This window comes from Geminicoccaceae bacterium, assembly GCA_020638465.1.
Taxonomy (GTDB): Bacteria; Pseudomonadota; Alphaproteobacteria; order Geminicoccales; family Geminicoccaceae; genus JAGREO01.
The window spans coordinates 1152202-1177059 of record JACKIM010000001.1 but is presented as its reverse complement, the minus strand read 5'-3'; the positions used below and the strand labels follow the sequence as shown (position 1 = coordinate 1177059).

Annotated in this window: 24 protein-coding genes and 1 tRNA gene; 12 read left to right on the top strand and 13 right to left on the bottom strand. The window is 63.4% G+C overall.

Annotated features, from left to right (window positions below; translation table 11 throughout):
- Positions 1-104: 104 nt before the first annotated feature.
- The 5 genes from H6851_05610 to rplU form a co-directional block, all read right to left on the bottom strand.
- Complete coding sequence (locus H6851_05610; protein ID MCB9943083.1) at positions 105-1160, bottom strand: DUF2332 domain-containing protein; 1056 nt, start codon at positions 1158-1160, stop codon at positions 105-107.
- Positions 1157-2278 carry a glutamate 5-kinase gene (locus H6851_05605; GenBank protein MCB9943082.1) on the bottom strand — a complete coding sequence of 374 codons (1122 nt, stop codon included), beginning with the start codon at positions 2276-2278 and terminating at the stop codon, positions 1157-1159. The genes H6851_05610 and H6851_05605 overlap by 4 nt, the downstream gene beginning before the upstream one ends.
- Positions 2275-3279, bottom strand: a complete 1005-nt coding sequence (gene obgE / locus H6851_05600) for a GTPase ObgE (protein ID MCB9943081.1) — start codon at positions 3277-3279, stop codon at positions 2275-2277. The genes H6851_05605 and obgE overlap by 4 nt, the downstream gene beginning before the upstream one ends.
- Before the next feature lie 231 nt (positions 3280-3510).
- On the bottom strand, positions 3511-3777 hold the full coding sequence (gene rpmA / locus H6851_05595; protein MCB9943080.1) for a 50S ribosomal protein L27: 267 nt from the start codon (positions 3775-3777) through the stop codon (positions 3511-3513).
- Between the two features lie 12 nt (positions 3778-3789).
- Positions 3790-4101, bottom strand: a complete 312-nt coding sequence (gene rplU, locus H6851_05590) for a 50S ribosomal protein L21 (GenBank protein ID MCB9943079.1) — start codon at positions 4099-4101, stop codon at positions 3790-3792.
- Positions 4102-4353: 252 nt separating this feature from the next.
- Here rplU and H6851_05585 point away from each other — a divergent pair, with 252 nt between their 5' ends.
- The 3 genes from H6851_05585 (at position 4354) to H6851_05575 (ending at position 6037) form a co-directional block, all read left to right on the top strand.
- Positions 4354-5280, top strand: coding sequence for a hypothetical protein (locus H6851_05585; protein MCB9943078.1), 927 nt, complete (start codon positions 4354-4356; stop codon positions 5278-5280).
- A 146-nt stretch (positions 5281-5426) separates the two neighbouring features.
- A tRNA-Val gene (locus H6851_05580) sits at positions 5427-5501 on the top strand.
- A gap of 146 nt (positions 5502-5647) precedes the next feature.
- Positions 5648-6037 carry a nuclease-like protein gene (locus H6851_05575; protein MCB9943077.1) on the top strand — a complete coding sequence of 130 codons (390 nt, stop codon included), beginning with the start codon at positions 5648-5650 and terminating at the stop codon, positions 6035-6037.
- Between the two features lie 73 nt (positions 6038-6110).
- Here the strand turns inward: H6851_05575 and H6851_05570 are convergent, their stop codons facing one another.
- Positions 6111-6884, bottom strand: a complete 774-nt coding sequence (locus tag H6851_05570) for a competence/damage-inducible protein A (GenBank protein MCB9943076.1) — start codon at positions 6882-6884, stop codon at positions 6111-6113.
- 15 nt (positions 6885-6899) lie between these two features.
- Between H6851_05570 and sfsA the strand changes: the two genes are divergently transcribed.
- From sfsA to radC, 3 genes are read left to right on the top strand one after another with little or no spacing between them, the layout of a single operon-like run.
- Positions 6900-7598 carry a DNA/RNA nuclease SfsA gene (gene sfsA, locus H6851_05565; protein ID MCB9943075.1) on the top strand — a complete coding sequence of 233 codons (699 nt, stop codon included), beginning with the start codon at positions 6900-6902 and terminating at the stop codon, positions 7596-7598.
- 26 nt (positions 7599-7624) lie between these two features.
- Positions 7625-8434: a type I methionyl aminopeptidase gene (gene map / locus H6851_05560; GenBank protein MCB9943074.1), complete on the top strand. Its 810-nt coding sequence runs from the start codon at positions 7625-7627 to the stop codon at positions 8432-8434.
- Complete coding sequence (gene radC, locus H6851_05555; protein MCB9943073.1) at positions 8428-9423, top strand: DNA repair protein RadC; 996 nt, start codon at positions 8428-8430, stop codon at positions 9421-9423. Before map ends, radC begins: the two co-directional genes overlap by 7 nt.
- A 15-nt stretch (positions 9424-9438) precedes the next feature.
- Here radC and H6851_05550 read toward each other — a convergent pair whose 3' ends face one another.
- The 6 genes from H6851_05550 to H6851_05525 all read right to left on the bottom strand — a co-directional run bounded on the left by H6851_05550 (position 9439) and on the right by H6851_05525 (position 17969).
- Positions 9439-10227, bottom strand: a complete 789-nt coding sequence (locus H6851_05550) for an RNA methyltransferase (GenBank protein MCB9943072.1) — start codon at positions 10225-10227, stop codon at positions 9439-9441.
- On the bottom strand, positions 10224-11816 hold the full coding sequence (locus tag H6851_05545; GenBank protein ID MCB9943071.1) for a citramalate synthase: 1593 nt from the start codon (positions 11814-11816) through the stop codon (positions 10224-10226). Before H6851_05545 ends, H6851_05550 begins: the two co-directional genes overlap by 4 nt.
- Positions 11813-13192 (bottom strand): cysteine--tRNA ligase, encoded by a 1380-nt coding sequence (locus H6851_05540; GenBank protein MCB9943070.1) that lies wholly within the window; start codon positions 13190-13192, stop codon positions 11813-11815. The genes H6851_05545 and H6851_05540 overlap by 4 nt, the downstream gene beginning before the upstream one ends.
- Before the next feature lie 100 nt (positions 13193-13292).
- A complete protein-coding gene (locus tag H6851_05535) occupies positions 13293-15383 on the bottom strand; it encodes a polysaccharide biosynthesis tyrosine autokinase (protein ID MCB9943069.1) in 2091 nt (696 codons plus the stop codon).
- Entirely contained in the window at positions 15380-15742 is a 363-nt protein-coding gene (locus tag H6851_05530) for a hypothetical protein (GenBank protein MCB9943068.1), read from the bottom strand. Before H6851_05530 ends, H6851_05535 begins: the two co-directional genes overlap by 4 nt.
- Before the next feature lie 61 nt (positions 15743-15803).
- Positions 15804-17969: a ComEC family competence protein gene (locus H6851_05525; GenBank protein MCB9943067.1), complete on the bottom strand. Its 2166-nt coding sequence runs from the start codon at positions 17967-17969 to the stop codon at positions 15804-15806.
- A gap of 64 nt (positions 17970-18033) precedes the next feature.
- Between H6851_05525 and H6851_05520 the strand changes: the two genes are divergently transcribed.
- From H6851_05520 to H6851_05495, 6 genes are all read left to right on the top strand, one after another.
- Entirely contained in the window at positions 18034-19461 is a 1428-nt protein-coding gene (locus tag H6851_05520) for a glutamate--tRNA ligase (GenBank protein ID MCB9943066.1), read from the top strand.
- Positions 19462-19550: 89 nt separating this feature from the next.
- Positions 19551-20858, top strand: coding sequence for a citrate synthase (locus H6851_05515; protein ID MCB9943065.1), 1308 nt, complete (start codon positions 19551-19553; stop codon positions 20856-20858).
- A 181-nt stretch (positions 20859-21039) separates the two neighbouring features.
- Positions 21040-21789 carry a transglutaminase-like cysteine peptidase gene (locus H6851_05510; GenBank protein ID MCB9943064.1) on the top strand — a complete coding sequence of 250 codons (750 nt, stop codon included), beginning with the start codon at positions 21040-21042 and terminating at the stop codon, positions 21787-21789.
- A gap of 147 nt (positions 21790-21936) precedes the next feature.
- Entirely contained in the window at positions 21937-22869 is a 933-nt protein-coding gene (locus tag H6851_05505; protein ID MCB9943063.1) for a ribose-phosphate pyrophosphokinase, read from the top strand.
- 93 nt (positions 22870-22962) lie between these two features.
- Entirely contained in the window at positions 22963-23595 is a 633-nt protein-coding gene (locus H6851_05500) for a 50S ribosomal protein L25/general stress protein Ctc (GenBank protein MCB9943062.1), read from the top strand.
- A 132-nt stretch (positions 23596-23727) separates the two neighbouring features.
- Positions 23728-24363 carry an aminoacyl-tRNA hydrolase gene (locus H6851_05495; protein ID MCB9943061.1) on the top strand — a complete coding sequence of 212 codons (636 nt, stop codon included), beginning with the start codon at positions 23728-23730 and terminating at the stop codon, positions 24361-24363.
- Between the two features lie 10 nt (positions 24364-24373).
- On the opposite strand, the gene H6851_05490 is transcribed toward H6851_05495, so the two are convergent.
- Entirely contained in the window at positions 24374-24787 is a 414-nt protein-coding gene (locus H6851_05490; protein MCB9943060.1) for a hypothetical protein, read from the bottom strand.
- Positions 24788-24858: the final 71 nt, after the last annotated feature.

Below are 24858 nucleotides of genomic sequence, written 5' to 3'. Positions count from 1 at the left end.
TCTCATGCAAGAGACAATCTCTATCTGCAATGAGACCAGATACAAAGGGGCGATCCAAGATATTTGACTGGAACAAATCGTCACATTCCAAAACCAAGATATGATTATATCCGATTGCCGCCCGGCCCCCTTTCTCCATGCCAGCGCACCCAGGCTCCGTGGAAATGACAGTCCGCCAGATGGAAATGGCGCCGTTTCGGCCACAGATCGAGATGCAGCACGGCATGACTGGCACTCTCATCCGGCTCCATGCGCAGCCACGCAACGGAACGACCGCTTTCACCCGCCCCCTCGATGGCGGCACGGCAGCGCCGCCGGACGGACGGAGGCAGGTATTGCCAGACGATCGAGTGGAAAATGACGGTGACGCCGTCATCAGGATCCTCGGCCAGCCGCGCCTCAAGCCAGTCTGCGGCATCCCCCTGCTCCACGGTCATGCCGGAGTCCGCCGCCTGGGCGATGGCCCCGTCGAGCCGACGCAGCCGGAGCGGCTGATCGGGCCAGATATAGGACCGCAGCCGCAAACGCTGGTCATGGTCCATGATATCGACAGGTCGAATATCAACGCCACGGGATGAAAGGACGACCGGGTCCGCCAGGGGCGGACGGCCACCCTGCCAGTCCACCTGCAGGGTCACCCGAGCGGAGCGGTTGCCATGGCTCCACTGGCCGGCCTCGTAGCGCCAGTGCTGCCAGAGACGGTTCAACCCGGCACTAGACCCGAGTTCGAGCAGCCGCAGCGGCCGGCCCGTCTGCGCGTGGATGACCTGGAATCCCGGCATCAACGCCGCGGAACGGGCGACCTCGTTGGTCTGCGGTGGATGATCGAGGAAGGTGCCGATGAACGATTCGTGAGCCGCCATGAGGACACGGACGGCCTGCCACAGCGCCTCATCGTCGTCGATATCGATCATCGAAGGCGACCGGCCCTCCAGCACCAGGGCATGCAGTGCGCCCGTCCAGCGCAAGGCCAGCGCATCGGCCGCCGGATCGCCCGGCCAGTCGAGGATCCGGCGATCGGGTTCGGCAGCCTCGTCCAGACGATCGGCAGCCAGCGCCAGCAGCCTCGCATTGTAGCGCGACCCCAGCCGGTCGCAGGCCAGCGCCTGATTGCGAAAATGCTCGCGAACCGCGGCCATGTCACCGCGATTACCACTCACAGCAACACCATGTCATCGCGATGGATCATCTCGTCGCGCCCGCGCCAGCCCAGCAGGGCCTCGATTTCGGCCGTCTTGCGCCCGGCGATCCGGCGCGCGTCGTCGCAATCGTAGGCCGACAATCCCTTGGCCAGCTGGCGGCCATCGCGGCTCAACACCAGCACCGTGTCGCCGCGCTCGAAACTGCCATCCACCGCCGTCACGCCGGCAGGCAGCAGGCTCGACCCCCGCGACAGGGCGCTGACGGCGCCATCGTCGATGGTCAACCGTCCATTGACGACCAGACCGGCACCGATCCAGTCCTTCCGGGCACGTCGAGGCGTCACCTGGGCGGTGAAGACGGTGCACCGGGCGCCGCCGGCGAGCTCGCGGACCGGATGGGCGGAAGATCCGCGCGACAGGAGGACAGTGGTGCCGGCGCGGGTCGCGATGCGGGCCGCCGCGATCTTGCTGACCATGCCGCCGGACCCGACGCCGGACAGGCTTTCGCCGGCCATCGCCTCGATCTCGGGCGTGACGGAAACGACTTCCGGGATGTGGACGGCCGCCGGATCGGTAGACGGATTCGCCGTATAGAGTCCGTCCACGTCGGAGAACAGCACGAGCGTTTCCGAACCGGCCATGACGGCCACGCGCGCGCCCAGACGATCATTGTCGCCGAAACGGATCTCGCTGGTGGCTACCGTGTCGTTCTCGTTGACCACCGGCACCGCACCAAGGCGCAGCAGGGTATCCACCGTCGCCCGCGCATTCAGGTACCGCCGCCGGTCCTCGGTATCATCGGGCGTAACCAGCAACTGAGCCGTCGCGAGGTCGTGCCGCGCGAGACTTTCCTGCCATGCCCGTGCCAGCAGGATCTGCCCCGCGGCAGCGGCAGCCTGTTTTTCCTCCAGCCGCAGGGCGCGCTTCTTCAGGCCCAGTGCGGGCCGTCCCAGAGCGATGGCCCCGGAGGTGACGACAATGATTTCCTGGCCGCGGGCGCGCCACTCGGCAATGTCGTCGGCCAGACTGTCGAGCCAGTCACGCCGGACCTTGCCCCGGTCGACGAGCAGTGCCGAGCCGATCTTGATCGTGAGACGCTGTGCCGCAAGGGCTTTTTCCACCCCCCGCCCTGTCATTCCTCCGATGCCCGGCGGCGAAGGACGATCGCCGATACCTCTCTCAGGATGGGTGCCGTACCCTCGCCGCTCACGCCCGAGACGAGATGGACCGGCCGGCCGGAGACCTCCGCGAGCGCACTGCGGGCTTCCTGCCGCGCCTCGTCGGTCATGGCATCGATCTTGTTGAGGCAGACCAGCTCCGGCTTGTCGACAAGCCCGTGCCCATAGGCCTCAAGCTCGTCGCGGATCGTGACATAGGCCCCGGCGACATCATCCTGCGTGCCGTCGACAAGGTGGATCAACGCAGCGCAACGCTCGACATGACCAAGGAACTGGTCCCCCAATCCCACGCCCTCATGCGCACCCTCGATCAATCCGGGAATGTCGGCGATAACGAAGCTGCGATCGTCCATGACGACCGTACCGAGACCGGGTTCAAGCGTGGTGAAGGGGTAGTCGCCGATCTTCGGTCGCGCACGGCTGACCGCCGAAAGAAAAGTGGACTTGCCGGCATTGGGAAGTCCGACCAGCCCCGCATCGGCCAGCAGTTTCAGCTTGAGCCAGATCCAGCGCTCCTCTCCCGGATAGCCCGGATCGAAGCGGCGCGGCGCGCGATTCGTGGAGCTCTTGTAGTGCTCGTTGCCAAAGCCGCCATCGCCGCCACGGGCGAGGATCATCCGGTCGCCGGGCTTGCCGAGGTCCACGAGCAGCGTCTCGCCATCCTCGTCGAGAATCTGGGTCCCCACCGGCAACTTCATCTCGATGGTTTCACCGGCCTTGCCACTGCGGCTCCGGCCCATGCCATGCCCACCGCGACCGGCCTTGAAGTGTTGCTGGTAGCGAAAATCGATGAGCGTGTTCAGATCGGGATCGGCGATTGCCACGATGTCGCCGCCACGGCCGCCATTGCCACCGTCCGGCCCGCCGAACTCGATGAACTTCTCGCGCCTGAAGCTGCATGCTCCAGCACCGCCATCGCCGCTCTTGATGAAGATCTTTGCCGAGTCGAGGAACCGCATGGTCTGGTCCTGGTCCTGAGTGGTCCGCAATGCGTCATCGCATGAACGGGTTGCCGGTCATCCTGCCGGACGCAGGAACACCGACACCTTTCCCGATTCGGGGACGGTCTCCCAAAATTGAGGAAGGGTGCCGGAACATAAATCGACAGGGGCGAACGAAAAAAGGGAAAGGTCCGATGACCTTCCCCTTCTTTCATGTTCGCCCCGAAGAAGCGGTCAGCTAACCGGCTGTCACTCGGCGGCCTGGGCGAGCGGCTCGACACTGACCGTGGTGCGGGCCCCCACCTTCTTGAACTTCACGTGCCCCTCGGTCAGGGCAAAGATCGTGAAATCGCGGCCGAGGCCGACATTGTTGCCGGGGTGCCACTTGGTACCGCACTGCTTGATGATGATGTTGCCGGCCAGCACATGCTCGCCACCGAACTTCTTGACGCCGAGGCGCTTGCCCGCGGAGTCGCGACCGTTCCGTGAACTGCCGCCTGCCTTCTTGTGTGCCATGCCGAATTCTCCTCAGGCCGCGATATCGGTGATGCGCAGGACCGTCAGCAGCTGACGATGACCGCGCTTGCGTCGAAAATTCTTGCGTCGCTTCTTCTTGAAGATGACGACCTTGTCACCCTTGATCTGCTCGAGCACCTCGGCGGTGACCTTCGCACCATCGATAAGCGGCGTGCCGACCTTCGGCTCACCATCGCCACCAACAAGGAGAACTTCACCGAAATCGACCGAACTTCCGGCTTCCGCCTCAAGCTTCTCGACCTTGATGACGTCATTCTTGGCGACACGATACTGCTTGCCGCCGGTCTTGATCACTGCGTACATCGAATCCACCGGTAGTGAGGGGGTGGGCGCCGGCACGCACAAGACCGCAGCCGAGAGCGCCACTCACGAGCTGGCGGCTTTTACAATCCTCCGGCCGCATCTGTCAATTGCCCAAACCCGCCGGGCAGGGCCTGCGGAGAGACATGCAGGGTCAGGAGTGTCGCAATCGCGGCCGAGTGCTGCTAGATGGTCGCTACACGCGACACAACCAGCCACCCGGACCCCACCCGGAACGTCGAGAAGGGAAACACCATGGCAAGACAAGGGGGAAAGCAGGCAACCGGTCAGGGCAAGGACGCAAGGAACCAGCTTCCCGCAACCGGCGGCAAGGCAGGCGCCTCGCGACCGGGCAATCCGCTCGACAGCTTCAAGCGCATGGAGCTGCCCCCCATGGTGGCCCTTGGCGCTTTCGCACTGGCCACGGTGGTCTGCCTTGTCGGCTGGATCAACGCCAGCAGCGAGTCCTCGCAGCTCACGGCGAGACTCACGTCCCTGAACGAGTCCCTGACGAGCACCAGGGGTGAGCTCGACCGGATGACCAGCGCCAATGGCTCGTTCGAGGAGGTCCAGGCCAAGATCGCCACGGCCGAAACCCAGCTCCGCGACGCCGCGACCAGTCTCAACGAGAAACTCGCGACGCTGGGCGAGCGCGAGGGCGCTCTCGGGAAGGCACAGGCGGATCTCGGCGAAACGCAGGCAGCACTGGAAGGTCGTCAGGGCGAGCTGACGGCTGTCGAGCAGCAGCTGACGGAGGCATCCGCCCGACTGGATGAACAGCGGACGGCCATCGCGGCCCGCAACGACGAGATTGCCGCTGTCGAGCAGCGCGCGAACGAGGCGCAGGAAACGATCGATGGTGCCGCCGAAAGGCTGGCGACAATCGAGGCGGCGGCGCTGAAGAAGGAACAGGCCCTGCGGGAAAGCCAGCAGGCAGCGCAGGCTGCCGACGAGGCTGCGAAGGTCGCTGCCGCGAAACTCGGCGAACAGCAGGCCAGACTGCAAGAGGCCGAAGCGGCACTCGGTGAAAGGCAGTCCGAGGTACAGGCGCTGGAGGAAAGGGTCGCCAGTCTGCGCGGCGAGCAAAGACAGCTTGATGACACGGCCGCCCAGTCGCGCGCCCTGATCGAGCAGCTGCGGTCGATGATCAATTCGGTCGAACTGCCACAGGCAGGCCAGTAGGCCCTGAACCAGTAGGCCCTGAAAATGACAATCGGCCCAGCCGGATCAAATATTGCAGACACCGGTTCCGGATGTCTTGCCCGATGGTGCCGGTGCTTCTAATAATCGCCGGCACCATGGGACCGCATGCGGGACCCTGTGGGCTTGCGGGCGTAGCTCAGCGGTAGAGCACGGCGTTTACACCGCCGGTGTCGGAGGTTCGACCCCTTCCGCCCGCACCAATTGTTCTTTTCATCCTGAAGAACGTCTGCAATCCGGCTTGAACGGGTTGCCGGGCACTCCTTGCATTTGCGATAATATCACCATGATATGGGTCATCGCATTGCTTGGATTATTGACAATCGGTCCAGCGTCGGCGGAACCACGCGTGGTGGAGGGGCTCGCATCTGTCCGGGATGACGGCACCCTCGCCGTGGCCGGCCGGCGCTTTTCCCTCTATGGCATCGAACTCGCTCCGTTCGGCCGGGACTGCCGCACGAGCCTGAGACCGGTGCGCTGCGGTCAGCGTGCCGTGCTGGTGCTCGACGACCTTGTGCACGGCTTCGTGCGCTGCACACCGGTGGACACTGTCTCGGCCGTTTGCACGGTGTCCGGCCGGCGCATGTTCGATCCGCCGGTGGACCTCGCAGCGAGACTGCTGATCGAGGGCTTCGCGCTCACCCGTGAGAACGCGCCATATCAATATCGCCAACTGGAGAAGATCGCGATGAGTCGCAAGGCCGGGATCTGGGGCGAGAATTTCATCGATATCCGGTGAATTTCCACATGACGGAATCAACCAGTCCGAATTTTCTCAAGATCGGGAAAATGCAGGTCTGTCGACGATCGCGTCAGCCGGCGTCTTCATGGTCGATGTTCTCCACGCGGAGATAGTCCAGCAGATGCGCGGCTGCCCTGGCAAGTCTGTCGCCGTCGGTGCCCCGCAGCACGACGGACGTACCATAGCGCTCCATGCGGAAGAACGGATAACTGCCGACCTCGATGCCGGGAAAGTCGCGTTCGATGCCCGCCATCGCCGGTGCCATTTCGCTTTCGGGCCGGTACGCGACAATCGTGCGCGACAGCATGGGCTCCCCGCCCTGCATGATCGGCAGGACGTTTTCGAGCATGGCCTGCATGATCTTGGGTACCCCGGCCATGACGATGACGTTGCCGATGATGAAGCCCGGCGCCGTGCTCACCGGATTGTCGATCAGCGCCACACCTTCCGGCATGTCGGCCATGCGCATGCGCGCAGGATTGACCCGGTCGCCGTAGAAGGCCTCCAGCCGGCGCGCCGCTTCCTCATTGCGCCCGAAGGGCACGCCGAACGCCTTTGCCATGCAGGCGGAGGTGATGTCATCATGGGTAGGGCCGATGCCACCGGTGGTCAGCACATAGTTGTGCCTGGCCCGGCATATGTTGACCGCATCGACGATCTCGGCCTCGATATCGGGCACAATGCGGGCCTCAGTGAGGCGGATGCCCTTCTCATTCAGCCTTTTCGCGATATGTGGAAGGTTAGCGTCAACCGTTCTTCCCGAAAGGATCTCATTGCCGATGATGATCAGGCAGGCGGTGACGGTCTCTGTTTCACTCAAGGTGCGCCTCGCTTCGAAGCCAATGGATGAAAGAACGACATGCAATTGCCGGCTCCCCTCATAAGCGGCTCGTTGATCAGGCGATACAAGCGATTTCTCGCCGACATACGGCTGGAGGACGGCTCCATGGTCACCGCCCACTGTGCCGATCCGGGCCGGCTCCCGGGCCTGGCGGTCGAGGATGCGAAAGCCTGGCTGTCCCGTTCGAACGATCCCAGACGCAAGCTCGCCTACCGCCTGGAGATCATCGAACAGGAAGGTGCACGGGTCGCCATCAACACACTCAATGCCAACCGCATCGCTCGCGAGGCACTGGAAGCGCACACGATTCCCGAATTCAGCGGCTATGACACCGTCTTGCGCGAGGTACGGGTCGAGGAAGGCACCCGTCTCGATTTCGCCATCGCCCGCAATGAGACGATCACCCGCCACATCGAGGTGAAGAGCGTCAGCTGGAAACGTGACGGTATCGGCGCCTTTCCCGACGCGGTGACCAGCCGCGGAACGAAACATCTGCGCACATTGGCGGAGCTGGTGCGCGCCGGCCATCCCGCCACCCTGCTTTTCGTGGCCCAGCGCGGCGATGTCGAACGGCTGACGATCGCGGGCGACATCGATCCGGACTACCGTGCGGCCTTCGATGAGGCGCGCCTGGCCGGTGTCGAATTCCTGGCCTATGCCTGCGACGTCAATGAATTTGAAATAAAGCTTCGAAATAAGATGGAACTTGCAGTATAGATGTCAGGATGAGGCAGTCGCGATCCATGCTATCCCGCTTGAAGCAACGCAAGGCTGTGCCGTCGGTTCCCGTTCACGGGCCGAAGGCGTTCGCCGGGATGCGCCGTGCAGGCATGATCTGCGCGGCAGTCCTCGATGGTATCGAGGCCCATGTGGCAGCCGGTATCACCACCGCCGAACTCGACGACCTCTGCCATGAACTCATGCGCTCGATGGACGCGACGCCGGCACCGCTCAACTATCGCGGCTACCCCAAAGCCACCTGCATTTCTCTCAATGAAGTGGTCTGTCACGGCATTCCCGACAGCCGCAAGCTGGTGAGCGGGGACATTCTCAACATCGACGTCACCGTGATCCATGATGGCTGGCACGGTGACAGCAGCCGCATGTATTTTGTCGGGACGCCGTCCCCGCAGGCCCGCAGGCTGTGCCGGGTAACCTTCGAGGCGATGTGGCGCGGCATCCGTGCGGCCCGGCCCGGCGGTCATCTGGGCGATATCGGCCACGCCATCCAGTCCTACACCGAAAGCCAGGGCATGAGCGTGGTCCGCAATTATTGCGGTCACGGCATCGGACAGGAATTCCACACCCCGCCGCAGGTGCTTCACGTCGGTTTGCCCGGAAAGGGCCTGAAACTCGAAGCGGGGATGTTCCTCACCGTCGAGCCGATGATCAACCTCGGCTCGGGCGAGACGACGCTGCTCGAAGACGGCTGGACCGTGATCACCACCGACGGCAGCCTTTCCGCGCAGTTCGAACATACCATCGCCATCACCGAGGATGGCGTCGAAGCCTTCACCCTTTCGCCCGACGGGAGACACCACCCACCATGGTAGACGAGACCCTGCGCACGGCATTCGCCTCTCGTGGTCTCACCCTCAATGAACAAACCGGACATGAACGCCCGTTCGCCATCGCCGGCGAAACGTTCCGCGTGAAGGAGTTTATCAAGCAGGCGGGCGGCCGCTGGAGTCGCGAGGAGCAGTGCTGGCGCCTTGCCAGCGCCGGAGAACTGGCACGACTCGCTTCCCTGATCGCCGGCGACGCGGGCGGCCTCGCCGAAAGCCAGAGCCCCTTCGACATCGCCCCGGGCGGCCCGCCGGACCATGACGCATGGGGCAGCAAGCACTATCACGGGCACCGCGGCCGCCAGCGCAACAAGCTGCTCGAAAAGGGCGCGGACAGCCTCGCCGATTATGAAATTCTCGAACTGCTCCTGTTCTTTTCGATCTGGCGGCGCGACACCAAGCCCATCGCCAAGGCGATGATCGAGCGCTTTGGCGGCATCGGCGGGACACTTGCGGCGGACCCGGCCCGTTATGCCGAAGTCCTCCCGCAGCCGGATGCGGCGGGGGACCGCGGTGCCGACGACCTCCATTTCACACAGGCCCTGCTGAAAACCGTCAAGGCATGCTTCGAGCGGGCGCTCAAGGAGCAGATCGCGGAGCGACCGGTCATCAGTTCATGGGATGCGCTGATCGACTATCTCGAAATGATCATGGTCCACGAACCGGCAGAACATTTCCGCATCCTCTTCCTCGACCGCAAGAACATCCTCATCAAGGATGAGGTGCAGAGCCGCGGCACGGTGGACCACACCCCACTCTATCCGCGCGAGGTGGTCAAGCGCTCGCTGGAACTGGCGGCGTCCGCCATCATCCTCGTCCACAACCACCCCTCGGGCGACCCGACCCCCTCGCCGCCCGACATCGAGATGACCAAGCAGGTCATCCGCGCCCTGCAACCCGTCAACATCTCCGTCCACGACCATGTCATCATCGGCAAGAACAGGCACACAAGCTTCCGCGGATCGGGACTGTTGTAAGATGCCGAAGATCGCCTAGCCGCGATTGACGACGCGCCGGCCGTTGACGAGATCCTTGATGATCCCGCGCAGGAGATGGACCTCGCTCTGGGTCATCTGGCGACGTTCGAACATCACGCGAATGGTCTGGGATAGACTGATGCGACGATCGTCGCTGCGGAAATATCCCGTCTTGTCGAGTTCCCCGATCAGATGATCCAGCAGCCGGGCAAGGTCGCCCTTGGTCGCGGGCACATCGGCGTCCATTGCCGCCGGGCGATATCCTTCACCTTCCGCCAATCCCGACATGTGCCACTCATAGCTGCACAGCAGGACCGCCTGGGAGAGGTTCAGCGACGGAAAGGCAGGGTTCAACGGGACGGAAATGATGCCATCGGCCAGAGTGAGTTCCTCGTTGACCAATCCGGTACGCTCCGGCCCGAACAGGATTCCCACCCTTCTCCCGTCGTCAATGAGTGCCCGTGCGGAAATGGTCGCCTCGCGCGCGCCCTGCACCGGCTTGGACATGCCGCGCTCGCGGGCTGTCGTTGCATACAAGTGGTGAAGATCACCGACCGCTTCCTCAAGCGTATCGTGGACTGTCATCATGTTGAGAATGGCATGCGCACCAGAACTCGATGCCACCGCCTTGGCGTTGGGCCAGCCGAAGGCCGGGTTCACCAACCGCAGTTCGGTCAATCCGAAATTGAGCATGGCGCGCGCGGCCGAACCGACATTCTCCCCCATCTGGGGACGACAGAGAATGACAACGGGTGCCGGTCCGAGATTTTCCACACCGCCACGCGGCCGGGACTGCAACTTCATGGAGGCGTGTGGCCGTCGATCACGAGCTTGTAGATGATGGCATCCGACAGGGCATTGTACGACGCGTCGATGATGTTGGAGGAAACACCGATGGTCTGCCAGACACGGCCGTCATCGTCGCTGCTCTCGATGATGACGCGGGTGATGGCGCCGGTACCGGCCTCGGGCGAGAGGATGCGCACCTTGAAGTCGATCAGCTCCATCTGCTCAAGCGACGGGTAGATGTTCGCCAGCGCCTGCCGCAGTGCGTGATCGAGCGCATTGACCGGGCCATTGCCATCCGCGACGGTGTAGTAATCGTTGCCGTTGACCCGCGCCTTGATGGTGGCTTCCGACATCGTGACCAGTTCCCGCACGGCATTGTATCGCCGTTCGTCGATCACCCGGAAGGTCAGCAGCTCGAAATAGTCCAGCCGCTGCCCCAGCGCCTCCCGCACCAGAAGCTCGAAGCTCGCCGACGCACCGTCGTAGGAAAAACCGTGGGCCTCGCGCTCCTTGATGGTGGAGAGGATCGTCGAGACCTGTTCGTCGCTCGGCTCGATGGCGAGGTTCATCTCCTCGAAACGACGCAGGAGATTCGAGCGCCCGGCCTGATCCGACACGAGGATGTCGCGCTGGTTGCCGACAAGGGCCGGGTTGACATGCTCGTAGAACCCCGGGTCCTTGAGCACCGCCGAGGCATGCAACCCGCCCTTGTGGGCGAAGGCGTTGGCCCCGACATAGGCCGCCGAACGGTTCGGCGTGTGGTTCAGCCGCTCGTCGAAGGCACGCGAGATGGCGGTGAGATGGGTCATCGCCTCGTCGCTGACGCCGATGTCGAAGCCCAGCTTGAGCTTGAGCGTGGGAATAAGCGAAATCAGGTTGGCGTTGCCGCAACGCTCGCCCAGCCCGTTGAGCGTGCCCTGAACCTGACGCGCTCCCTCCAGCACCGCCTCCAGCGTGTTGGCGATCGCGTTCTCGGTGTCGTTGTGGGTATGGATGCCGATCTTGTCCGCCGGGAACCGCGACACCACCCGGCTCACCGCCCGCCTCACCTCATGCGGCAGGGCACCGCCATTGGTATCGCACAGGACGGCCCATCGGGCTCCCCCCTCGAACGCGGCCTCGATGGCGGCCAGGGCATATTCGGGATCTTCCCTGAAACCATCGAAGAAATGCTCGGCATCGTACATGACCTCGCCGACATGTTTCCGCGATTCGGACATCGAATCGCGGATCATGTGGAGATTTTCCTCCGCATCGACACCGAGCGCCCCTTCGGCCTGGCTGCGCGAACTCTTGCCGACAAGGGTAATGACTTCAGCGGTGGATTGAAACAGGCGAACCAGACCCGGATCGTTGCTCGCACTGCGGCCGGAACGACGGGTCATGCCGAAAGCACAGAATTTCGCCGTGGAAAAACCCGGATTCTCGGCAAAGAACACATTGTCGGTGTCATTCGCGCCGGGCCAGCCGCCCTCGATATAATCGATGCCGAGCCGGTCGAGATCGCGGGCGATGCGGCGCTTGTCCTCCGGACTGAAGCTGACGCCCTGGGTCTGCGCGCCGTCACGCAGCGTGGTATCGTAGATATAGATGCGCTCAGTCATGCCCTGCGCCAGGTTGTCCCGCCGGGGCCGTCCTCCAGGACGATCCCCTCGGCGTTGAGTTGGTTGCGGATTTCATCGGCGCGGGCAAAGTTGCGCGCCTTGCGCGCGTCGATACGTTCTTGAACGAGTGCGGCAACGCGCTCCTCATCGCCACCGTCATCGCCCCTGAGCCAGGTCGTCGCATCGGCCTGCAGCAGGCCCATGAGTGCCGCCGAGGCCCGCAGGCGGCCGGCAATGGCCGGCTTCTCGGCGAATTTCGCCCGATTGAGATCGCCCAGGATCTCATGAAGGACCGCAATGGCCTGGGGCGTGTTCATGTCGTCGGCCAGCGCCGCCACGACCGCATTGTCAGGCTCCGTCCTTCCCGTCGCCTCGCCCGCCCGCTCCAGCGCGCCGTAGAAGCGGTCGAGCTGGGCCCGGGCCTGGCGCAGGCCATCCGCGGTGAAGTCGATCGGCTGGCGGTAATGCGCGCCCAGCATCCAGAAACGGATGATCTCGCCCTGCCGCACCGGCGACGGATCGGCCAGCGCCAGCGCCTCGTCGACCCGCACGACATTGCCCAGCGATTTCGACATCTTCTCACCGGACATGTCGACGAAGCCGTTATGCATCCAGATGCTGGCCATCGTTGCCTCGCCGGATGCGCAGCAGGTCTGCGCCATCTCGTTCTCGTGGTGGGGAAAGACCAGGTCGATACCACCACCATGGATGTCGAATGGTACCCCGAGGAGACTTTCCGACATCGCCGAACACTCGATGTGCCAGCCCGGACGGCCGCGGCCCCAGGGGCTGTCCCAGCCCGGCTGGCTGCCATCGGACGGCTTCCACAGGACGAAATCGGCCGGATCGCGCTTGTAGGGGGCGACCTCGACCCTTGCCCCGGCGATCTGGTCATCGCGCGAACGGCCCGACAACCGGCCATAGGCCGGCATGGACGGCACGTTGAACAGCACATGCCCGTCGGCTGCATAGGCATGGCCGCGACCGACCAGCGTCTCGATGATGGCGATCATGCCGTCGATATGGGCAGTGGCGTGCGGCTCATGATCGGGTGAGGCACAGCCGAGTGCCGCGCAATCCCCGGCGAAGGCGGCGGCGGTACGTTCGGTCAGCTCGGCTATGGTTTCGCCATTGACCTCCGCCTGGGCAATGATCTTGTCTTCGATATCAGTGATGTTCCGCACATATGTCACCTTCGGGTAGAGGTGACGCAGCAGGCGGACAAGCGTGTCGAAGACGATCAGCGGCCGCGCATTGCCGATATGGATTCGCTGATAGACCGTGGGTCCGCAGACATATAGGCGCACGTGACCGGGCTCGATGGGCTCCAGCCTGTCCTTGCGGCGCGTCAGCGTATTGTGGATCTGCACATTCACGTCGGTTTCTTCCCCACATTCGGGGCAGGACGGTTAGCAGATGTTCGCCGCAGGGTCCATGACATGCTGCATCGCAGGGGGAATACGCCCGGATGGCAGGTCAGTCGGCATAGTAGGCGGCAACGTCGCGGCGATGAATGCGGGATTCAGCGGCTCCGTAGCGGGCAAGGCGAACCGGGTCGACGCGGGTCAGCACGGCGCCCGCCAGCACGGCGCCGGCTTCGCGCAGCTGCTCGACGCACCGGGTTACGATGGCACGAGGGGTGTGGTCGAAGCGGCAGACAAACAGGGTTGCATCTACCATTCGCGAAATCAACCGACCGTCAGCAACCGCCATCAGCGGAGCGGAATCGACCAGAATGAGGTCGAAATCGTCGCGCGCACTCTCGATCAGCGCCCCGAGCCCCTCCCGCCCGAGAAGCCGCGCCGGCTGGTCCCTGCGCGGCTTGCCGGGAATCAACACGAGCGATGTAGGTGCGTCATGCTGAAGGACTTCGCCCACCCGCTTCTCGCCGCGCAGGATCTCCTGCAGCCCGGTTTCCGCTTCGGTTTCGAGAAGTTCATGCAAGGTGGGCTTTCTCAGATCAGCATCGATCAACAGCACGCGAAGTCCATCCTGGGCCGCCACCCGGGCAAGACAGGCAGCCAGTGTCGACTTGCCTTCGTCCGGCACGGCGGAAGTCAGAAGGACGGCCCGCGCCCGCTGTCTGCGATCGGCAAGATCGAGCGATGCGATCAGCCCGCGCATGGTTTCGGCCAGCCGCGACCGGGATTGCTGTACCACGTAATCCTGCGGCGGCACCCCTCCGGTGACGCGTCCGGAGATCACGGGGACATGGGCAATGCAGGGCAACCCGATGGTGGCTTCGAGATGCTGGCCGCCGCGAAAGCCCCGGTCACGCTGCTCAAGCAGATAGATCAACAGGAGCGCAGTGGCGATTCCGGCGACCAGCGCGCTGCTGACCACCATGACGGGATCGGGTGCCACGGGACGAAGCGGCGGCACCGCCTCGGAAATCAACCGGGCATCGGCACGCTGGGTCTCCTCGGTATCCACAACCGCCTCGAAGCGCCCGAGATACCTCTCATACAGCCGGCGCGCCATCTCGACCTCGCGTTCGAGCTCGGCCATGCGGGTCTCGGCCTCGCGCTGCGCCAGCGTCTGATCCTTCAGGTTGTCCAGTTCGCGACGCAGCGTGCGCTCGCGCGCCACGGCCTCATCCAGCTCGCTCTGCATCCGGCTGACGAGAGCCCGCTGTTCGGTGGCGATCTGCAGGTCGAGGCGGGTGATCTGGTTGTGCAGGTCGAGCCGCCTGGGATGGCGAACGCCAAAGTCGGTGGAGAGCTCGGCCTCCTGCCTCATCGTCTGGTTCTTCAGCGCATGAAGGTTCTGCAGCACGGCCGAACCGCCCAGTTCCTCGAACGCCTGAACACCCGATTGCGTGTTGACCAGCCTGCGAACCCGCTCCAGCCGCGCCCGCCGGGCCGCCATATCGGCCAGCGCCGCGATATGGTCACGCTTGAGATTCGCGATGTCGATGCCGTGAAGGACCTCGGCATCGGCATAGGTCGGCTGGATTCCCGCACGATAGTCATGCAGGGCGGCTTCGGCCTGTTCGAAGCGAAGGCGGGCATGTTCGAGTTGGACACTCAGCCATTCCGTGCCGCGGCGCGTACTCTCGTGCTTGGCCCTCAGCTGGTCCGCGATGTAGAGCGAGGCCAGTTCGTTGGCGATCCGCGCGGCCTTGACCGGCTCGCGGGACCGGAAGCCGACGGCAATGACGTTCGTCCGTCCGTCGCGTTCGACCTGCACGCGGTCGATGAAGGACCGGATTGCGGTCTCAAGATCGCCGTCATCGCCCAGTTCGCGATCCCGGACCAGCCCGAGACGTTCGATGACCTGGTGTGCCATCGAACGTGATGCCAGAATCTTCGCCTGACTCTCGATGGCCGCGCTGTCGTTGACGATCCCCACCTCGGCCACCGCCTCGTCGGGCCGGCCCTCGCGCGCCGGTTCGACGAGGATCATGGACCGGGCGAGATAGACCGGCTCGACCATGACAAGGACCAGCAGGGCCGTACCGAGGCTGAGGGCAGCCGCGCCGCCGATCAGCCAGCGATATCCGCCGATCACGCGAAGGATGTAGAGCAGCGAGGCGTCGTCATTCGGGGAACCGGATCCCGCCGTCATGGCATCGGTTCGGCATTGCCGTCGGGAACATGCAGCAGCCACGACCCATTGCCGCCGGCCCGGACCGCCGCTTCGCCGCCCTTTCCGGCCGGCCGGGCCGCGGGTGAAACCGCACCGGCGGACGGCTGCACATCATCGTCCTGCGGACCGGCGGCGGGCAACGTGGTCTCCGGCGACAACGCCTCCGGGCGAAAGCCCAGTGCCAGCAGCAGCATCATGGTGGTCGCCCGTTGGTCGTCATTCACCGGAAGCGCCGCGGCAGGGTGCCCGGCCAATACGAGGGCAGCGTGGAAAAACACGGCAAGAAAGGCACAGACCAGCCCTGTCCGCCACTTTGACGGAAATGTCGACGGTGTCATGGCAGCAACTCCGATACGATCATGAGAATACTCGTTTTCGCGATTAACATCAAATAATATTCTACTTATGATTGAATTTTTGGTAAACTTCAGTCCAGTAACGCACTCCGCGTCCGGCAGCAGTTTCCCGGATATCGGCATGGCCGCGGCGCAGGGTGAGCGCGATACCTTCCGACAGCCAGAGATCGCGTGATCCGACCATCCGCGTGCCGTCGGGACACCTGTCGATGGTGCGCAGGGCAATCACCAGATCGACCTCCCGGCAATCCTCGATCGCGGCAGCCGGCGTCCTGGCCAGGCTGATGGTGTGCCCGCCCAGCCGGAAGCGGCAGCCACCATCATCGCAGGACATGCCATCCACAGGCGGGCCTCCCGGCTCCGGCGCGTCGACCGGCCGCTCTGCGCCGAGAGCCCGCAGCCAGCCTTCCTCGACGAAATTATCCTTGCGGAAGCGAACCATCTGCACGCGCCCGTCAGGCAGCATCCGCGCCACCAGATTGCCTGCCCGGTCGACGAGCAGATCCGGCGGCTGGTGCATGACAGCGACCAGCAGGGCAACCGGCCACAGGAGTACCCCGACCCATCGCCAGACCTGTTGCCACAGGCAGAGCCACAACCCGCCCAGCACGGTCAGGACAATCACCACGATCGGCAATTGCGGCAACTGCACACCCGCTCCCGGCCACGACGCCACGATGGCTGCAGCGTCGAGCAGCATCGCAATTCCCCAACCCATCACCGTGAAAAAGATCCCGTCGAGACCGAAGGGCATGGCGGCCAGTGCCAGCAACCCGGCCGGCATGATCCAGAAGGCGGTCAACGGAACGCCCACCAGATTGGCAACGACGCCAAGAAGGGAAATTCGCTGAAAGTGGTAGGCGGCGAAGGGCATCGTCGCGAGGCTGGCAATCAGTGTGGTCAGCGTGACGCCGATGAAATAGCGCAGGAGCGGATGCATGGCCGACGGCGGCTGGTCCGGTTCGCTTTCCGTCGTTTCCGCGATGCGGTATTCGCGCTCATAGGCCGCAATCAGCGCCACCACCGCGGCAAATGACATCTGGAACGATGCCCCGAGCAGGCTTTCGGGCTGAAAGACCAGCACGATCATCGCCGCCACCGCCACAAGCCGCATGGAAAGCGGACTGCGGTCGATCATGATGCTGACGAGAACCACCGAGGTCATGAAGAAGGCGCGCTGCGTGGGCACGGTGGCACCGGCAAGCAGCAGGTAGAACGCGGATGCCGCGAGCGCTATGGCCGCACCCGGCTTGACGACCGGCACCCGCAGCGCGAGCCATGGGATCAGCGCCAGGCCATAGCGGCAGAACAGCAGCAGCGTGCCCGCCACCAGCCCCATGTGCAGGCCGGAAATGGCCAGCAGATGGGCCAGACCGGCAATCTGCATGTCATGCCAGACCTTGTCGGGAATGTCCGCGCGAAGGGCCGTCACCAGGGCCGCCGCGACCGCGCCCTCGGCACCCGGAATGGCGGCCTGCGCCCTCTCGGCAATGGTGGCGCGCAACCGGGCGATCGCACCGCGAATCGCGCTGTCGGTCGCGGGTTCGACGATCGCCGCCGGCCGGTAGGCGAAGCCGATACCGCCAAGCTGGCTGAAATAGGCATTCCGGGCGAAATCGAACCCCCCGGGCAGCATCGGGCCGCCCGGCGCCTGCAACCGTGCCTTGACGGCAATGACATCGCCGGCACTCACCCATGGTTTCGTGCCCTTCAGCGTGACCCGGACACTGACCGGCGTCCGGTCCGCGTCGACCCCCTCGATCCGCAGGTCTTCAAGCAAGACGCGTGGTCCGCGGGCACGCGGCTCGACCAGGGCAATACGTCCGACGATCTCATAGGTGCCCCGCTTCTCGATCACGGGGGCCTGAAGACGAGCGCTGCGCCACTGGGCAACGACGAAACCCGCCAGAACCAGCATCCCCAGAACGACAAGCCACGATGCGATCTTGTTGTGCCGTGGCAGCCATGCCGTTGCGACGAGGATGGTCGCGAGGCACAGGGCGCCGGCCGGCCAGAATCCGGGTTCGGTATCCAGCGAGAAGAAGATGGCGATACCCGTCGCGAACGCCACCGGCATCCACAGGAACCAGCGCTGGTGTTCGAGCTCGATCAGCAGCCGCAGATACCGGGCAAGACGAACCGGTCGTACCCATGCGAAACCCGGTCGACGGAAGAGCGGACCAGCCCGGAATCTGAGGTATTGCTGCAAGGCTTGACCGATTGTGCTAGTGGCGGAACCTCTCATTCACCATATAATGATGCCGAAAGCAACCATGAGTGTAGTTGTTCGCTTTGCTCCTTCGCCTACAGGTTTCTTGCACATCGGTAGCGCACGGACGGCACTGTTCAATTGGCTGTTTGCCCGTCACCATGGCGGTCGCTATCTCGTCCGGATAGAGGACACCGATCGGCAGAGATCGACACAAGCTGCGGTTGACGCCATTTTCGACGGCCTTTCATGGCTGGGGCTCGAGTCGGATGAACCTGCCATCTTCCAGTTCGCCCGGCTCGATCACCACAAGGCTGCGGTCGAACGTCTGCTGGCAAAAGGGCTCGCCTATCGCTGCTACTGCACGCCAGCCGAGCTGGAAGCCATGCGCGAGGAGGCCAAGGCGGCCGGACGGCCGACACTCTATGACGGCCGCTGGCGCGACCGCGACCCGTCCGAGGCTCCTCCCGGCATCGATCCGGCCATCCGTTTCAAGGCCCCGACCGATCGCGATACCGTTGTCGAAGATCTCATACAGGGAACTGTCCGCATCGCCGGAAGCCAGCTCGACGACATGGTCCTGCTGCGTGCCGACGGCACGCCGACCTACATGCTGTCGGTCGTGGTCGACGACATCGACATGGGCATCACGCACATCATCCGCGGCGATGACCACCTGGTGAATGCCGCACGTCAGCAGAACCTGTTCGAGGCGCTGGGCCACAGCGCGCCGGCCTTCGCCCACATGCCCCTGATCCATGGCCCCGACGGCGCCAAGCTCAGCAAGCGCCACGGCGCGCTCGGCGTCGACGCCTATCGCGACATGGGCTATCTTCCCGAAGCGGTCTGCAACTATCTCCTGCGTCTCGGCTGGTCACACGGCGACGACGAGGTGATAGATCGCGATCAGGCCATCGCCTGGTTCGACATGGACGCCGTGGGCCGTTCGCCGTCACGGTTCGACTTCGCCAAGCTCGCCCACCTCAACGCCCACTACATGAAGGCCGCCGACCCGGCGCGACTGGCCGGGCTTGCAGCCCCTCTCCTGAAGGACGGGGGATTCGCTGTGGACGGCACGGCGATGAAACGACTGGTGGCGGGCATGCCCGGCCTCGCCTCGCGCGCCAGGACGATTGTCGAGCTGGCCGATGCCGCGAGAATCTACGTCGAAAGCCGGCCGGTACCGGTGGAGGCCAAGGCGGCCAGGATGATAGCGGGTGCATCCCAGGACCTGTTCACGGCCGTCCGGGAGCGGCTCGAAGCGGTAGCCGACTGGAGCGAGGAAGCGCTGGAACACGACCTGCGTGGTTTTGCGGAGGAACAGGGCGTCGGCTTCGGCAAGGTCGCGCAACCCCTTCGCGCGGCCATCACCGGCCGTGCTGCATCGCCGAGCTTGTTCGAGGTGATGCATGTTCTCGGCAAGGAGGAAGTCTCCGGTCGGCTGATGGATGCTGCATCTGGCCGCAACCCCGCAATGCAGCATGAGGATTGAGCGTATGCAAAACTCGGTCTAGGTTGACTACAATCGAGGGGGGAGTTGCCTGCCGGCGCTCTGACAAAACAGCAAGATGGAGACATAGTATGACCGACACGGCCAAGGCCCGTATTGCGACCCTGACCGTCGATGGCGCCGCGCCCATCGAACTGCCGCTGGAAGCAGGAACCATCGGACCGGATGTCATCGACATCCGCAAGTTATATGGTGAAGCCGACTGTTTCACCTACGATCCCGGCTTCACCTCGACCGCCGCCTGTCGTTCGAAGATCACCTACATCGACGGTGAGGAAGGCATTCTCCTGCATCGCGGATATTCGATCGAGGATCTTGCGGAAAAGAGCGATTTTCTGGAAACCGCGTATCTGATCCTGTTTGGCGAGCTGCCGACGGCTGCGCAAAAGTCCCAATTCGAGCACGACATCACACATCACACGATGATCCACGACCAGATCATCTACCTGTTCCGCGGCTTCCGACGCGACGCCCATCCCATGGCGGTCATGATCGCCGTCGTCGGTGCGCTGTCGGCATTCTATTACGAGGACCTGAATACCGACGACCCGCACCACAGGATGATCGCCAGCTACCGGCTGATCGCCAAGATCCCGACGATTGCGGCGATGGCGCACAAATACTCGGTCGGCCAGCCGTTCATGTATCCGCGCAACGACCTGTCCTACGCTGAAAACTTTCTCTACATGATGTTCGGCGTGCCCTGCGAGCCGTGGAAGGAGCGCCCCACCCTCTCGCGTGCGCTCGATCGCATTTTCATCCTCCACGCCGACCACGAGCAGAACGCGTCGACCTCGACCGTACGTCTCGTCGGCTCCACCGGCGCAAGCCCCTATGCGGCCATCGCAGCCGGTATCGCCAGTCTCTGGGGTCCTGCCCATGGCGGCGCCAACGAGGCGGTCGTCAACATGCTCGAGGAGATCGGCTCGCCCGAGCACATCCCCGAATTCATCAACCGGGCCAAGGACAAGGACGACCCGTTCCGGCTCATGGGCTTCGGCCACAGGGTCTACAAGAACTACGACCCGCGCGCCGGCGTGCTCAAGAAGAGTGCCGATGAGGTGCTGGCGGAACTCGGCCAGAAGCACAATCCGAAGCTGGCCATCGCGAGGGAACTGGAACGCATTGCTCTTGAAGACGAGTATTTCCGCGAACGCAAACTGTTCCCCAATGTCGATTTTTACTCGGGCATCATCCTTGAGGCGATGGGCATTCCGACCCGCATGTTCACCGCCATCTTCGCGCTGGCCCGCACCGTCGGCTGGATCGCCCAGTGGAACGAGATGATCGAGGATCCCGAGCAGAAGATCGGTCGCCCCCGCCAGCTCTATGTCGGACCACAGCACCGTCCCTTCCCGCAGATCGATCAGCGCGGCTGATTTCATCATTCCCTCCGGTTGCAGGTACAAAAAAGTATTTTCAATCGGAGGGAGAATATTTTGAGTATTTATTCAACTTATAGGAATAGCAACTCTTTGAAATATCAGGCATTTTCATCGTAAACTTGTTGTTCGGCGTCTGAACGCCGTATGTCGGACAAACAAGAAGATGAGACGCCGGATGATTTTCAGAATCCTGTTTGCGACAGCCATCCTGCTGGTCGCGCCGTGGCGGACCTGTCACGCTATCCCACCCGTCGCGCTGTCGGGCACGATCGAACTGAGGGTCGAAGCTGGCCACTTGTGGTCAAAATGGCGGGCATTGCAGAAAAAGATCGACAAGGAGCGGGCGACCTACATCGCCTGCCGCAACGATTCCGCCCGCTGTCCCAACAAGGCGACACGGCGCTGGCTTTCCCTCTCGCGCCGCCAGACAGGCCGTATTGCGCTCGCTTCCATCGAGGAAATCAACCGTTTCATCAACCTTCATCCCTACAGGTCGGACCTTCGGCAGTTCGGCAAGAGCGACTACTGGGCGAGCCCGCTCGAGTTCCTGGGACGCGGCGGCGATTGTGACGACTACGCCATCGCAAAATATGTGGCACTGGCCAATCTCGGGGTTTCAAGCGACACCCTGCGGATGGCAGTCGTCAAGGACGAGGCCACGGATAGCGTACATGCCGTGGTAACCCTGTTTCGGGACCGGCAATATCTCCTTCTCGACAATCTGGATGACAAGCTTGTGCCCGACACGTCCCGGCCCAACTATGTTCCCATGTTCTCGTTCTCAGCCGATGGCATGTGGCAGCATCTTCCCCAGGGACTGCTGCTTTCGCGCGAATATCCGCATGACGATGGGCCACTCCTGCAGCAGTTCGCAAGCATCGAGCCCTGCCTGGTGCCACCGGCCTGTTACGTGAAAGACTGGTAGAGGTCGCAACCGCGACGCCCGGGCAGGCCGGCGACGGCATGATGCATGGATATCCGTACGGACCGTGCCGCGGGCTGTTTGCGTTTACTTCCGTGCACCTCGCTGCTATGGAGCGCGCAACCTTGTCACCGCCTTCGGAAATTCTGCATGAAGCTTCTCGCCGGGAACAGTAACAGGCCCTTGGCCGAAGCTATTGCCGATTACCTGCACGTCGAACTCACCCGTGCCACGGTACACCGGTTTGCCGACATGGAGGTATTTGTCGAAATCCACGAAAACGTACGTGGCGAGGATGTCTTCATCGTCCAGTCGACGTCCTACCCGGCGAATGACAACCTGATGGAGCTGCTTGTCTGCATCGACGCCCTGCGCCGTGCGTCGGCACGCCGGATCACCGCCGTCATTCCCTATTTCGGCTATGCGCGTCAGGATCGCAAATCCGGTTCGCGTACGCCGATTTCGGCCAAGCTCGTGTCGAACCTGATCACCGAGGCCGGCGCCAACCGCGTCCTGACGATGGAACTTCATGCCGGCCAGATCCAGGGATTCTTCGACATCCCGGTGGACAATCTCTACACGACGCCGCTGCTGTCGCCCGACATCGCCAACAATCTGGGTATTGACGACCTGATGATCGTCTCACCGGACGTTGGCGGCGTCGCCAGGGCGCGCGGTCTGGCCAAGCGGCTTGACGCACCTTTGGCGATCATCGACAAGCGGCGTGAACGTGCGGGCGTTTCGGAAGTCATGCATGTCATCGGCGACTGTACCGGCAAGCACTGCGTTCTCGTTGATGACATCATCGACAGTGGTGGAACGCTTTGCAATGCCGCCGATGCGCTGTTGCAGGCAGGCGCCCGCTCGGTACAGGCCTATGTAACACACGGCGTGTTGTCGGGAGGGGCCGTGGCCAAGGTGGCTGCCAGCTCGCTCGACCGGCTGGTCCTGACCGACAGCATCCGGCCGACGGAGGGTGTCCGTGTGACCGACAAGATTCGCGTGTTGTCGGTGGCCCAACTGATCGGCGAAGCAATCAGCCGGATTTCCTCGGAAAGCTCGGTATCGAGTCTTTTCGACTAAGAGAAGTTCAACCGGGCGGGACTATCCCGCCTGACACATGCCTGTCCGGGGTGCGCGCATGGTGCGGCATGCCGGAGGGGCCAAGGAGTGACCATGTCCGATACCGTTTCCCTGATCTACGTGCCCCGCGAGCGTACCGGCAAGGGTGGCGCGCGCGCGCTCCGTCGCGAAGGCTGGCTGCCCGCCATTGTCTATGGTGGCAAGGGCGAGCCCGCCAAGATTGCCGTCTCCGACCGCGAAATCCGCCGCCAGCTCGACATGAACCCCCGGTTCTTCAGCTCGGTGGTCGAGTTGCACGACGATGGCAAGAACAAGATCCGCGTGGTTCCGCGCGAGGCCCAGCTTCATCCGGTCAGTGATTTTCCATTGCATGTCGATTTCATGCGGGCCGCCAAGGGTGCGACGATCACCCTGGAAATCCCGGTCCACTTCCTCAACGAGGAAACCTGTCCGGGCATCAAGCGGGGCGGTGTGCTCAACATCGTGCGCCGCGAGATCGAGCTGGTTTGCCCGATCGACCATATCCCCGAGGCCATCGAGGTCGATCTGGCCACGTGCGAAATCGGTGATTCCGTGCACATCAGCCATATCACCCTGCCTGCCGACGTGACGCCGACGATCACCGATCGCGACTTCACCATCTGCACCGTCGTCGGCCGCGGGCCGAGCGGCGGCGAGGAAGGCGACGAGGCCGAGGAGGAAGAAGAGGGCGGCGACGAAGAGTAGGTTTTCTTCAGTTGGGAGAGATTACCTGACCGAAGAATTGATGCATCGAAACGAACAGCCGGCATTTCCCGATGGTGCCCCATGGGGAAATGCTCCGGAGTTCGATATGTTCATCTTGGGCGAGTCTGGCCATTGAAGCTCGTTGTCGGACTGGGAAATCCGGGCGACCGATACCAGAGACACCGGCATAATGTCGGCTTCATGGTTCTGGATTCGGTTGTCGAGGCATTCCGCCTGCCGGGCTGGCGCAGGAAGTTCCAGAGCCAGTCGACCGATGGCCAGCTAGGGAACCAGAGGGTCCTGCTGCTGAAGCCGCAGACCTACATGAACGAATCGGGACGTGCCGTCGCCGAAGCGGCCCGTTTTCATCGTGTGGCTCCCGAGAACATCATCGTCCTGCACGATGAACTCGATCTCGCTCCGGGCAAGGTGCGGGTCAAGCTGGGCGGCGGTGTTGCCGGTCACAACGGACTGCGCAGCATCGCTGCCTGCATCGGCACTCCGGAGTTTCGCCGGGTAAGGATAGGAATCGGTCACCCGGGCCACAAGGATCGGGTCTTGAGCCATGTGCTCGGCGACTTCTCCAAGACGGACCGGGACTGGCTGGCCCCCCTTCTCGAAGCGATCACCCAGGCCATACCGCTTGTCGTCGATGGCAATGACGCGGACTTCATGAACAAGGTCGCCCTGCTCATCAACCCCCGCCCGGCAAAACCACCTCGTGCCACCACCGAAAGGCCCCCGAAAGGCGACGTCGGACCGTCCTGACGGCAAGATTCTATTGTCTTGCGGGCGACCGCCACAGAAGCGCGGGTGCAACGACGATCACGGCCGGTGGAAAGAGCAGGCAGAAGAGAACGGGAACGATCCAGCCACGGTTCGGCCTTCGGATCCATCGCACGAACAGGATCGGAGCGACGATCACGAGCACCGGCGGGAAAACCATGCACAGCAGCAAGGGCACGACCCAGCGGCGATCCGGAGAATCGCTTGCTGCAACGGCCGGCACCTGAGGCGGCGCGGCAGCCCCACAGCCGGAGCAATGGTACTGGCTCCAGGGGATCGTCGAACCGCAATAGTCGCAGATCCCGGCACTTCTGCCCCCGCTCCGCTGACAAGTCTCCCGGAAAGACTGGAGGCCACGAATCGACATCGACAGGGCCTGCAGCAACGCATCGCCTCGGTGGGCCATCAACGTCTCCTCCCGGCTCCTCAAGACCCATTCAAGGTCTGCAGACAACGGCCGGCAAGAACCCTTTATAC